A 12746-nucleotide genomic window follows, 5' to 3' on the forward strand; every position below is an offset into this window, starting at 1 on the left:
TGTCGAATGAATCGCGTCATGGCTACACATTAATAAAATACAAGTCTATTGTCGGATAATAAAAATTAGACAGCTAGTTGGTAGAAAATATCTAAATAATGCCTTGATATATCCTAAAAATTAATGCAATTTACGACACCAGTTTCAGAGCATGCCCTGCTGACACAGCAAGGTCTGCCGTGCTGCCTTACCAATCTTTATTCCATAAACTTAATTCCTATGCGTTATTCTACCTTCCTACGATGTCTGCTGACGGTATGGCTTGGAGCCTTACTGATAGCAGGAGCTCGGGCACAAGACCGGCGAGTTACCGGAACCGTTATTTCTGGTAAAGACCAGCAGCCCATCCCTGGTGTTTCTGTTTTAATTAAAGGGTCTACGTTGGGGACTACAACAGACGCCAATGGTAAATTCGCGTTAAACGTGCCCGCCAACGCGATCCTGGTTTTTAGCTCCATCGGATTTATGGGGCGCGATGTGCCGGTTGGCAATCAGACTTCGCTGGAGGTGACCCTCGAAGAAGGCTCCCAAAACCTGAACGAAGTGGTCGTAACCGCCCTCGGGATCAAGAAGGAAGCCAAACGGCTGGGGTATGCGACGGCTAATGTCAAGTCGGAGGAAATTACCACCAACCGAACCGTCAACTTCATGAATGCACTCCAGGGGAAAGTAGCCGGGGTGAACATTTCAAGCCTGGGAACCGGAGCCGCCGGTACCAGTAAGATTCGAATTCGGGGCCAGTCGTCGTTTTCGGGCCAGAACAACCCGCTTATTGTGGTCAACGGCGTACCGATCGACAACACCAACTTCGGCCAGAATAACGGGAACACCGGCAGCGACGGCTCCATCGGCAGCCGCGACCGCAACTACTCCGATGGGGGCGACGGGTTGTCGTCCATCAACCCGGACGATATCGAAGGAATGACGGTTTTGAAAGGCGGCACGGCTGCGGCTCTCTACGGATCGCGGGCCAAAGACGGGGTTATCATGATCACGACCAAGACTAAAGGCAGCGGTCAGGGCATCGGCGTGGTGTACAATACGAACTTTACGGCCGACCAGCCCCTGGATTTTACGGATTTCCAGTACGAATACGGCCAGGGCGAGTATGGCGTTCGGCCAACGGCACCCAACCCAACTTCGGGTGTCTGGAGCTTCGGCGAAAAATTCAACGGACAGACGCAGGTGCTGTTCGGCGGGGTGACAGTGCCGTATGAGCCTGTTCGCGACCGGATTAAGAAGTTTTACCGGACGGGCTCGACCTGGACCAACTCGATCTCGGTTTCGTCGGGCAGCGACCGGGGCGGTTTTAACCTCTCGGTTTCCAACACGGATAACAAAGGCATTACGCGCAACAACACCTTCAACCGGAAAACCATCAACCTCGGGTTTAGCTACAACCTCTCCCCCAAACTGACGGTGACGGGAACGATCAACTACTCGAACGAGTACAACAAAAACCCGCCCCAGATTGCCCAGCAGGACAACAGTACGCCGACGGTTATTTACACCATGTCGAACTCGATGCCGCTGGACGTGCTGGAAGCGAACCAGATCAACCCGGCAACCGGCAATGAGTTTATCTGGTCGCGGTTTCAAAACCGCACCAACCCGTATTTCGTCCTGAGCCAGAAGTTTGAAAACATCCGGCGTGACCGCCTGTTTGGCAACCTGACGGCTCGTTACAATTTTACGGACTGGCTGTATCTGCAGGGCCGCGTCGGTCAGGATTTCTGGTCACGCGATCAGGATTACAACTTCCCGACCGGACAGGCATCGCTGGCAGCCGCGCCCGCCGGTTTTGTCAACGGGGCTTACGTGCAGGAAGCCCGCCGGTTCCGCGAAGTCAACTCCGACTTTTTGATTGGCGCGAACCGGACGTTTGGCAAATTCGGAATCGACATTACGGCCGGGGGTAACCAGTTGTACCGGCGCAGCGATGTGAACAGCGTGCTCGTCACGGATTTCATTGTACGCGGGCTGTACACTCCCCAGAATGGACGTGTGAAAGATCCCACCTACGGCCTGAGTGAGCGGAAAGTCAATTCGCTGTATGCAGCCGCTGAGTTTTCGTACAACGACTTCCTGTATTTGAACGCAACGGCCCGTAACGACTGGTTCTCGACGCTGGCTCCGGGCAACCGCAGCATTCTGTACCCGTCGGTGACGGGGAGCTTCGTTTTCTCGCAGGCCTTCACCAACCTGCCCGGCTGGCTGAACTTCGGGAAAATCCGGGCCGCTTACGCCGAGGTCGGTAGTGATGGTGACGTGGCGCCGTATTCCAACAACCTGTTTTACAGCGTAGCGGCCAACCTGTTCCCCAATCCGGCGGGACTCGGCCAACCGGTCGGAAACATTACGTCAAACACCGTTCCCAGTTCGACACTGCGGCCCAGCCGAACCGCCGAAACCGAAGTGGGGCTGGAACTGAAACTCTTCAACAACCGCCTGGGTCTGGACCTGGCGCTTTACAACAAGATCACCAGCGACCAGATTGTAGCCGCCCAGTCGTCGGATGCGTCAGGGTATACCAACACCCTGATCAACAGCGGGGAGAGCCGAAACCGGGGGATCGAGTTGTTGATCAATGCGTCGCCGGTTCGGACGAAAGATTTCTCCTGGGATGTGACCCTGAACGGTTCCTACAACGAAACCAAACTGCTCCGGTTGCTGACCGATACGCCCGGTGAACAGATTGTGGTCGGAAACGGGATTTACGTCGGCGACCTGCGTCACGTGGTCGGCATGCCGTTGGGCCAGTTGTACTCATTTGGGTATGTTCGGGATGCGCAGGGCCGGATCGTCCACGGGGGCGACGGTCTGCCGGTCCGGACGTCTACGCCGATTTCGTTCGGTTCGGCGCTGCCCAAATACATGGGCGGGATCACCAACTCGTTTACCTACAAAGGCATCAACCTGTCGTTCCTGATCGACTTCAAACTGGGCGGAAAGATGATTTCGGGTACAAACCTGAACGTTTTCCGGCACGGTCTGCACATGGAATCGCTGGTGGGCCGGGGCGAAGCCGACAACAAGATGGTCGGGCCGGGGGTCAACGAACGGGGCGAAGTCAACCAGGTTCGGGCGTTTGTGCAGGATTACTATTCGGTGGGCCGCTCGAAGAGCCTGGGTGAGCAGGTGGTTTACGACGCCGGTTTCTGGAAACTCCGCCAGATTTCGATTGGCTATGATTTTACGAAACTGCTGCCGAGCGGGCTGTTCATCAAAGGAATTCGCCTGAATGCCGTTGCCAACAACGTGGCTATTCTGAAGAAATGGGTACCCAACATCGACCCCGAGCAGTTTGGCTTTAGTTCCGACAACCTGGTGGGGCTCGAATCCACGGGCTTGCCCACCACGCGCAGCATCGGTTTCAACCTCAATGTTCGATTCTAAAATGGTTTAACGTTTATCGTTTATTGTTTATAGTTGATGACTAAGTTAATCGTGTAGGCGTAACTATAAACCGTAAACCATAAACTATACACGACTTGACATGAAAAAGACACTTATAATGATACCCCTGCTGGCCCTGGCGATTGGTGTCAGCAGTTGTGAGGAAGGCTTCGACGAACTCAACGTCAACCCCACCGCAGCAACCTCGCTCAATCCGTTGTTTACGTTCAACAATGCCATGATTAATACCACCTTCCCGGGCTCGACGATGGTGTTTGAACATCCGATTGTGCAGCAGGTCTTCTCGCCCAATTCCGGGGTGCTGGCGGGTGGCAACTTCAACGTCGATAACCGGGGACCCACCGGCCCGAACACCGGAATCTGGCAACGGTATTACCGGGATGTGATCCGCTATCTGGTCGATGTGATCGACAAAACCAAAGACGATGCGAACCGGACCAACCTCTACAACATGGCCCGCATCTGGAAAGCGTACGCGTTCATGGTGTTGACCGATACCTACGGCGATATACCCTACCGGGAAGCCGGATTGGGGTATCTGACAAATAACATTACGCCCAAATACGATACCCAGCAGAGTATTTACGACGACATCATCAAGGAGTTGACCGAAGCCACGGCGGCTCTGGATGCGGCAAAACCGACCGAAGCCGGGGATATCCTGTACGGCGGGAATATCACCAAATGGAAAAAGCTGGGCAACTCGCTGTTGCTCCGGGCCGGGATGCGGCTGACGAAGGTAAATCCGACGCTGGCCCAATCGACTGCTGCCAAGGCGTTTGCGGGGGGGGGGATCACGGCCAATGCCGATAACGCGATGATTCGGAATAACGCCAATTACCAGAACCCGGTCGGGGTGATGCTGAACTCGACGGAGGCTGCCAACTTGTACCTGACCCGGTATTTTGTGAACTACCTGGCAACGAACGCCGATCCCCGGCTGGCCGCGATTGCCGTGCGGTATGTGGGGGCTAAAAGCGGGGCGGAACAAACGGCCGCCCGCATGAACCGTGACCCAGCCGTACAAATCGGGATGCCGATGGGCTTTGACAACGGCACCATTCCGGCCCAGGCTACGGCGGATAAACTGGCGAGTTTCTACGATTATTCGCAACTGGACCGCACCCGGTTGGGCAAACTCGACGCGCCAACGTTTATGGTAACAGCGGCTCAGACGCAACTGTTACTGGCCGAAGCCGCTCAGCGCGGTTGGATTACCGGCAGCGCGGCTGAGTATTATGCCGCAGGTGTAACCGCGCACATGCAGCAACTGGGCGATGCCGATGCGAATTCGACGGTTCCGGCAGCAGCCATTACGGCTTATCTTCAGAAAAATCCGTACGTGGCGGCCAATGGGCTGGAGCTGATCAATACGCAATACTGGGTGGCGTCGCTGTTGAACGGTCCGGAAGTGTTTGCCAATTTCCGGCGGAGCGGCTTTCCGAGACTGACGCCCAATCCGTATCCGGGGAAAGAGATCAAAGGAAACTTTATCAACCGAATCACCTATCCCGATTCGGAAGGATCGGTTAATGTAGCGAACCTGGCCGAAGTAGTGGCCCGGCAAGGTCCTGACAACCAGGATACCCGCGTCTGGTGGGACAAACAGTAACCTAAAAAGAAAGGGAGCCCGACGGGCTCCCTTTCTCATTTCTAAGCAACGGCTTATTTATTGTACATCACCGTATCGACGGCCTGCAACGTCCGTTTTACGTTCGGCAGGATCACTTCGATCAGCGTGGGCGCATACGGCAGCGGCAGGTCTAAGCTGTTGACCCGGATCACCGGTGCGTCGAGGTAGTCGAACGCGTGGCGCTGGATGTTGTAGGCGAGTTCGGACGAGATAGCCGCCAGCGGCCAGGCTTCTTCGACCACCACGCAGCGGTTGGTTTTCTTCACCGAATTGATGATCGTCGCGTAGTCGATCGGCCGGACGGAACGCAGGTCGATCACTTCGGCCGAAACCCCTTTCTGAGCCAGTTCGTCGGCGGCTTGCAGGGCCACTTTCATGAATTTGCCAAACGACACAATCGTCACGTCGTTGCCTTCGCGCTTGATGTCGGCCTTGCCAATCGGAATCAGGTATTCTTCTTCCGGCACCTGGCCTTTGTCGCCGTACATCAACTCCGACTCCATGAAAATAACCGGATCATCGTCGCGGATGGACGATTTCAGCAGCCCTTTGGCGTCGTACGGATTCGATGGCACCACCACTTTCAGACCGGAGGTGTTGGCAAACCAGTTTTCGAAGTTCTGCGAGTGTTGCGATGACAGCATCCCGGCGTTTCCGGTCGGTCCGCGAAACACAATCGGGTTGGAGTATTGTCCGCCCGACATCGACATGATTTTGGCCGAACCATTGATAATCTGGTCGATGGCCACCAGCGAGAAGTTGAACGTCATGAATTCGATGATGGGCCGCAAGCCGTTGATGGCAGCTCCGATGCCGATACCGGCAAACCCCAATTCGGCAATGGGCGTATCGATTACCCGCTGCGGACCGAACTCATCGAGCATCCCCTGGCTGACTTTATACGCACCGTTGTATTCAGCGACTTCTTCGCCCATCAGGAAAACCCGCTCATCCCGGCGCATTTCTTCCGTCATGGCCTCGCGGAGGGCTTCGCGGAATTGTATTTCTCTCATCGTGTGTGAGTTAGTAGTTATCGGCTTTTAAAAAACGGTCAAAAATAGGCAAAACGGGCTAAAAGAACAATTCGAACTCACGACCGGGCGGATTCCGACTTCTGACGGGGCAACACCCGCAATCGCAAACCGCCTTTCGGCCGTAACGTAATGCCCGGTTCGGGTTGTACCTTGTCGCCCGCAACTAGCTGAAAATCAAACGCCCGGACCAGCATAGCCAGTACAATCTGCATTTCCATTAGGGCGAAGTTACTCCCGATGCACATCCTCGGTCCCCCGCCGAAGGGCAGGTAGGCGTAGGTCGGGCGGTTTTTGACCCGCTCGGGCAGAAAGTGATCCGGATCGAACCGCTCCGGGTTTTCCCAATACCGGGGATCGCGGTGTAGCAGGTAGGGGCAAATCAGCACCGCCCGGGCTTCGGGAACCTCGATGCGGTACTCGCCAAACTGATCGGATTGCAACGGCTGGCGGCTGAAAATCCAGGCCGGTGGGTACAGCCGCATCGTTTCCTGAATCACCTGCGTGGTATAGGTCAGTTCGCGCAGGGTTTCCATCGACGGCGGGTTCGTGGGACCCAGCACACGGTCAATCTCTTGGCGCAGTTTCGAGGCAACTTCCGGGTGTTGGGCCAGCAGGTAAAACGCCCACGACAGCGCGTTGGCGGTTGTTTCGTGACCCGCCATAAAGATGGTCGTCACCTCGTCGCGGACCTGCTGGTTGTTCATACGTTCGCCGGTATCTTCGTCCTGCGTCTCCATGAGCATACCCAGCAAATCGTCGTGCCGAACCTGGCCCGGCGTTTGTCGGCGCGAATCGATAATTTCGTAAATAACCGCTTCGGTTTTTGCGACGGCCCGGCGGAAGCGGAGGGTGCGCGGGGTGGGCCAGTTGCGGGTGAACGGGAAGAAATTGAACAGCTCCTTGTAGGCGGTTTCGATGATGACCGTGATCGATTCGGAGAGGTTACCCAGGCGGTTTTTGACGTCCGTACTGAACAGCGAGCGGGTCACGATGGCCAGCGCCAGTTGCATCATTTCTTCCGAAACCAGCATCGGCTCGGCCGGGTTATGGTGTTGCCAGCGCGCGACCAGTTCGGCGCTTTCCTGGTTCATGCCTTCCACAAGCAGGGCCAGCCGCTGCTTGTGAAAAGCCGGTTGGGCCAGCCGCCGTTGCCGTCGCCAGAAATCACCCTCGCTATTAAGTAGGCCATTGCCCAAAAACAGCTTCAGCACGTCATACGCTTCACTTTTGCGGTAATTCTTATTGTTTTCCTGCAACACATGCCGGGCGTCTTCGGGCGTCAGCGTGAGTGTAATCAGTCGGCCAACGGCCTTGAACTGCACCAGCCGATCATATTGCCGCTGCAACCGCGTCAGGAATTCCAGCGGATTCCGGGCAAACTCGAAGGTGTTGCCGATGAGCGGGGCACCCCGCAATCGGGGAATGGGTTTGGGAGGGTTATAATCAGTAATCATACCGTTTTTCCGTCTGGATTTTCATAAAGTTACAAACTCATTCTCAATCCAAAGTCTCCGTTCCAAACCTTTCGGTTATCTTTGCAGGCATTTAACCCTCTGATTGCCTCTGATATTCCCTGATCAACCCTGTGTAACAATTTAAAAGCTATTACACAGGGTTGATCAGGGAATATCAGAGGTCATCAGGGAAATAGTTCTCTTTATGTCGAAGACGATTCAATCTGCGCTTATTTCGGTTTATTACAAAGACGGGCTGGAGCCGCTGGTTCGGCTGCTGCATCAAAACGGCGTGCTGCTGTATTCCACCGGCGGGACGCAAACCTTTATCGAACAACTGGGCATCCCGGTCACGGCCGTGGAAGACATTACCGGTTATCCCTCCATTTTCGGTGGACGCGTGAAAACCTTGCACCCGGTGGTGTTTGGTGGCATTCTGTACCGCCGGAACTTGGCCGAGGATGTGGCCCAGGCCAGCCGCCACGACATCAACCCCATCGATCTGGTCGTGGTTGATCTGTACCCGTTTGAAGAAACCGTCGCGTCGGGTGCTTCGGACGACGACATCATTGAAAAAATCGACATCGGCGGGATTTCGCTCATCCGGGCGGCTGCCAAAAATTACGAAGACGTGCTGATCGTGTCGTCGCGCAGCCAGTATGCCGATGTGGTTAGCCTGCTGACCGAAAAGCAAGGCGCGACCGACCTGGATGACCGTCGGCGGTTTGCCAAAGAAGCCTTTGCCATGTCGTCGGGCTACGACCGGGCCATTCACAACTACTTTGTGGGCAACACGGTTTCGGGCGACGACGATTTCCGCCAGCTTCCGGCCCAGTCGCTGCGCTACGGCGAAAACCCGCACCAGCAGGCCACGTTCTACGGCGATCTGAACGCCCTGTTCGACCAGTTGAACGGCAAGGAATTGTCGTACAACAACCTCGTGGACGTGGATGCCTGCGTGAGCCTGATCGACGAGTTTACGGATACGACCTTTGCCATCATCAAACATACTAATGCCTGTGGGGTGGCAACGGCCCCGACGGCGAAACAAGCCTACCTGAATGCATTGGCCTGTGACCCAGTTTCGGCCTTCGGTGGGGTCATCATCACCAACGCGAAGGTGGATCTAGAAACCGCCGAGGAACTGAACAAACTGTTCATGGAAATCCTGATTGCGCCCGACTACGACGAAGAAGCCCTGGCGTTGCTGCGTTCGAAGAAAAACCGTATTTTGCTGAAGCGAAAACCGGTGGAGTTTAGCCCCAAAATGTTCAAGACGCTGCTGAACGGCGTGCTGGAACAGGACAAGGACAACCAGACCGAAACCGCTAGCCAGTTTACGACCGTGACGGAGAAAGCCCCGACCGAGAGCGAACTGCGGGCGCTGGAATTTGCGCTGAAGATCTGCAAGCACACCAAATCGAACACGATTGTGCTGGCGAACGATGGACAATTGTTAGCCAGCGGAGTAGGCCAGACCAGCCGCGTTGATGCGCTCCGGCAGGCCATCGAAAAAGCCCGGACGTTCGGGTTCGATCTGAAAGGCGCGGTGATGGCATCGGATGCGTTTTTCCCCTTCTCCGACTGCGTGGAAATCGCCGGGGAAGCCGGTATTTTGGCGGTGGTGCAACCGGGTGGTTCCATTCGCGACAAAGACAGCATCGATGCCTGCAATCAACGCGGGATGGCGATGGTGACCACGGGCGTACGGCATTTCAAACACTAATATGCTCTACACAATCTGGTGCGGTTTCTGGTTTCTGGCACTGTTCATCGTGCTGTTTCCGTTCATGTTCCTTTTTCTGCAACGGGAAGAGTGGAAGCCCTACGCACATAAAATGAACTATATCTGGGGGCGGTTATTCTTCTGGCTTATCGGCATGCCGTTTCAGGTGGAGTACCGCTTTCGGCCCGACCCGAAGCAGACGTACGTCTTTTGCGCCAACCACTTTTCGTACCTCGACATTGCCGTAATGGGTGTGATCATCCGGAATTACTACGCGTTCGTGGGTAAAAGCGGCATCAAGCGCGCACCTTTGTTCGGGTATATGTTTGCCAAACTGCACATTCAGGTCGACCGCAGCCAGGCCAATAGCCGGGCGTATTCGCTATCGAAAGGCATCCGGACCCTGAAAAGCGGGCGGAGCGTCATGATTTTCCCGGAAGGCGGTATCAAAGCCAAGCATCCGCCCAAGATGTTTCATCCATTCAAAGACGGTGCGTTCATCATGGCGGTCCAGCAACAGGTGCCGATTGTGCCGATTTCGCTGCTGAACAACCACGAAATTTTTCCGGATAAAAAGAAAATGCGGATGCACTGGCGGCCCGTCCGGGCGGTGGTGCATCCGCCCATTGAAACCAAAGGACTGACCCAGGCCGATATCGAACGGTTGAAGGAAGAAACCTACCGGGTGATCGACGAATCGTTGATGAACCAAACCGCCCGGCTGGCGGTCAACTAAGGCAAGAACCGATGAAAGTAGATCACGAAACGCTGCACAAAATTGCGCATCTGGCCCGGCTCGACGTGCGACCCGAAGAAGAGCAGGCGCTGGTCGAGAGCCTGAACGAGGTGTTGACCTGGATGGAGCAACTCAACGAAATAGACACGACCGGTGTAGAGCCGCTGACCCACATTTCCGGCGAACTAAACATGTTGCGCGACGATGTGGTGCAAAATCAGCTTCCGCGCGAACAGGCGCTGCAAAACGCCCCCGACAAAACCGAACAGTACTTTCAGGTCCCCAAAGTCATTGAATAGGCCGGTTTTATCCCAGCCATTTGCTCACCTCGCCCGTATCTGCACATTCGGCCAGTAATTGTGCGTTGGTTTTCTGAAAAACCGGGTGGACGAAATCCGGCGCAATCTCGGCCAGCGGCACGAGTGTAAACCGTCGTTCGTGCAGAAAAGGATGCGGAAGCGTGAGGGTGTCGGTTTGTTGCACAAGCTGATCGACATACAGCAGATCAATGTCGATCACGCGGCTACCCCAGCGTTCACGCCGGATGCGGCCCAGGCGGTTTTCGATAGCCTGCGTTTTTTCGAGCATCTCGTCGGGCGGAAACACGCTCAGCACCTTCAGCACCTGATTCAGAAAAACCGGTTGGTCGGTAACGCCCCAGGCTGCGGTTTCGTACAGCGCCGATTGCTGCAGAACCGGCCCCAAGTCGGTCCGGATGTGTTCGAGCGCCCGGTGTAAGGTGGCCGCGCGGTCACCAAGATTCGCACCCAGCAGCACGTAAACCGTGTGTGTCGTCATGGCTCAAAAACCGATTGCCCGGGTCGGTTTTTTGGCGAAGTGCACTTCTTCTTCCAAATGGTAAATGTCGGCCAGCGTCATCGGCTGGCTCGTGCGGTGTTCCAGCCCACGTTCTTCGAGCAATTGGTTGGCTTTCTCCATGGCCAGCTCCCGAAATTCGTAGCGGGCAATGAGTCGCCCTTTCCGAAGCAGCGCCGGGTCAAGCCGCTGAATGTCGGTGTTGAACGTGCAGATGATCTGGATCGCCAGGCAGTCGGCCAGCAGGCCATCGGTCAGGTTCAGCAGGTTCGAAACGGCCGCGTTGCGCACATCGGTTTCGCGGTCCATCAGCACCTGTTCGGCCTCTTCAATAACCAGAATCGAGTTGCGCTGTTCGAGCAGAAACGGGATAAAACCGGGCTGCGTCATGACCTCCACCAGTTGGGGCGGCAGCACCAGAATTTGTTTGGAAAGCTGCGTCGTCAGGTGGCGAATCAGGTTGGTTTTGCCCGTACCCGGTTTGCCGTGCAGAATAATCAAGCCTTTTTCACCATTGGTATTCAGTCGGGTAATCAGTTTTTCGTAAACCGCTCGCAGGTCGTCGTTGTAGTGCTTTTCCAGTTCGAGCGGCAAGAGCTTCAACTGCGTTTCTTCCACAATCAGCTCATTATACTGCTGCGTAATGAGCCCGACTTTGCCCAGCGAATTGTCGGGGTCCGGAATTTTGTAGGCATCCAGTCCCGTCAGCACGCGGTCGAGCGTCTCGCGGCTGGTGTACCCACCCAGCAGCGAATAGGCCTTCATCGCGGGCAGGTAATGCAAGCGCAACAGCACCCCGTCGGGATGCGACCAGAAGGAGTGTTCTTCCTGCTTGCTAAACAGTTCGGTTCGTTCGTGAACTTTCACAAACTGCTGGTTGGCCAGAAACTCGGGTAACGTGCTCTCGAACTGTTGCCGGCAGATGAGTTGGTTCGGAAAGACGCCAAACTGTTGGACGAAATAATAAACATTGGGAAAATCGTCGTCGTCGGGCGAAAATTTAAACGGGTCGGTGGGAAGTTTCCAGGACATTGGATGATCAATCACGGAATGTTCGCAAACGTGCAAAAAACCGCTAGCATTTCCAAAAATTACCAAAACGAGGGTGTCGGATGCGAGGGCGATTTAGGCCGCTGGAAATAGCTGAGTAACCACACGATAGCCGCGATACTGGCCGCAATCGTAGCGACCAGCGGCACCGAACCGTTACCCTCCTGCCCAGCGGCAATCGCTGCGTACGCCCAGACGAACACCAGCAGGTACGAAAAACTCCGGATGCGGCTAAAGACAAACAGCCCGATGGTAAGTCCGGCAATGATCAGGATTTGTGCCCAAACCGGCCCGCTAATGCCCCAGCCGATCCAGCCGGTGGATTCGAGCCAGACGCAGATGTTCGCGATAGTCGCCACCGTCACCCAGCCAAAATACAGGCCGAACGGCACACGGGCCAGCCATTGCTCGGCAGTCGGAATATTTGGTACGTTAAGTCGCAAACCGAGGTTGATACCAAAGAGCGTATACAGAATACCGGCGATGAACAGCACGGAGACGAACAGCCATTCGTTTTGAAAAACCACCAGCCACAGGCTATTGAACAACCCATTCAGCATGACCAGCGGCCCGACGGCCCGGAAGCGCGGATTGGTACGTTGCGACGGCAGTGCCTGGTACACGGCAAAACCAATCAGACCCAGGTAAATGACGCCCCAGATCGAAAAGGCAAAACCGGCGGGCGTGAAGCTGGTAAAATGTTTGTCGGAAACCTCCGCGTTGGTTTGTCCGCCAATCGGCAGGGCATTCGAGAGGTAGTTCATGACGATCGTGGAAACGATCACGAAAACGACCAGAAACTGACGAATTTTATCGCTTTTCATACACAAAAAAGTTTACGGTATACGGTTTTCGGTTTACTGTGGCTGACACGCGTCCT

Annotated in this window: 10 protein-coding genes; 5 read left to right on the forward strand and 5 right to left on the reverse strand. The window is 55.3% G+C overall.

All coding sequences use genetic code 11. The features are described from left to right. Positions 1–219: 219 nt before the first annotated feature. Positions 220–3396 carry a SusC/RagA family TonB-linked outer membrane protein gene (locus ACO2Q8_RS12175; RefSeq protein ID WP_423345086.1) on the forward strand — a complete coding sequence of 1059 codons (3177 nt, stop codon included), beginning with the start codon at positions 220–222 and terminating at the stop codon, positions 3394–3396. Positions 3397–3496: 100 nt separating this feature from the next. Continuing rightward, a complete protein-coding gene (locus ACO2Q8_RS12180; RefSeq protein WP_423345087.1) occupies positions 3497–5029 on the forward strand; it encodes a SusD/RagB family nutrient-binding outer membrane lipoprotein in 1533 nt (510 codons plus the stop codon). A 53-nt stretch (positions 5030–5082) separates the two neighbouring features. Here ACO2Q8_RS12180 and ACO2Q8_RS12185 read toward each other — a convergent pair whose 3' ends face one another. Together ACO2Q8_RS12185 and ACO2Q8_RS12190 are read right to left on the reverse strand one after the other, a co-directional pair. Further along, positions 5083–6063: a pyruvate dehydrogenase complex E1 component subunit beta gene (locus tag ACO2Q8_RS12185; RefSeq protein ID WP_423345088.1), complete on the reverse strand. Its 981-nt coding sequence runs from the start codon at positions 6061–6063 to the stop codon at positions 5083–5085. 77 nt (positions 6064–6140) lie between these two features. Then, entirely contained in the window at positions 6141–7538 is a 1398-nt protein-coding gene (locus tag ACO2Q8_RS12190; protein ID WP_423345089.1) for a cytochrome P450, read from the reverse strand. A gap of 205 nt (positions 7539–7743) precedes the next feature. Here ACO2Q8_RS12190 and purH point away from each other — a divergent pair, with 205 nt between their 5' ends. The 3 genes from purH to gatC are packed head-to-tail and all read left to right on the forward strand — an operon-like array spanning position 7744 to position 10299. Further along, the gene (gene purH, locus ACO2Q8_RS12195; RefSeq protein WP_423345090.1) at positions 7744–9264 is read left to right on the forward strand and encodes a bifunctional phosphoribosylaminoimidazolecarboxamide formyltransferase/IMP cyclohydrolase; all 1521 of its coding nucleotides are present in this window, start codon (positions 7744–7746) and stop codon (positions 9262–9264) included. A 1-nt stretch (position 9265) separates the two neighbouring features. Then, entirely contained in the window at positions 9266–10000 is a 735-nt protein-coding gene (locus ACO2Q8_RS12200) for a lysophospholipid acyltransferase family protein (protein WP_423345091.1), read from the forward strand. 11 nt (positions 10001–10011) lie between these two features. Further along, positions 10012–10299, forward strand: a complete 288-nt coding sequence (gene gatC, locus ACO2Q8_RS12205) for an Asp-tRNA(Asn)/Glu-tRNA(Gln) amidotransferase subunit GatC (RefSeq protein ID WP_423345092.1) — start codon at positions 10012–10014, stop codon at positions 10297–10299. A gap of 7 nt (positions 10300–10306) precedes the next feature. Here the strand turns inward: gatC and folK are convergent, their stop codons facing one another. Genes folK through ACO2Q8_RS12220 form a run of 3 tightly spaced genes read right to left on the reverse strand, consistent with a single transcriptional unit; the run spans position 10307 to position 12690 of the window. Next, a complete protein-coding gene (gene folK, locus ACO2Q8_RS12210; RefSeq protein ID WP_423345093.1) occupies positions 10307–10798 on the reverse strand; it encodes a 2-amino-4-hydroxy-6-hydroxymethyldihydropteridine diphosphokinase in 492 nt (163 codons plus the stop codon). Positions 10799–10801: 3 nt separating this feature from the next. Next, positions 10802–11848, reverse strand: a complete 1047-nt coding sequence (locus tag ACO2Q8_RS12215; RefSeq protein ID WP_423345094.1) for an AAA family ATPase — start codon at positions 11846–11848, stop codon at positions 10802–10804. Between the two features lie 59 nt (positions 11849–11907). Further along, complete coding sequence (locus ACO2Q8_RS12220) at positions 11908–12690, reverse strand: tryptophan-rich sensory protein (RefSeq protein WP_423345095.1); 783 nt, start codon at positions 12688–12690, stop codon at positions 11908–11910. Between the last annotated feature and the right edge of the window lie 56 nt (positions 12691–12746).

Origin of the sequence: Larkinella sp. VNQ87, from assembly GCF_049445795.1 — a bacterium.
Taxonomy (GTDB): domain Bacteria; phylum Bacteroidota; class Bacteroidia; order Cytophagales; family Spirosomataceae; genus Larkinella.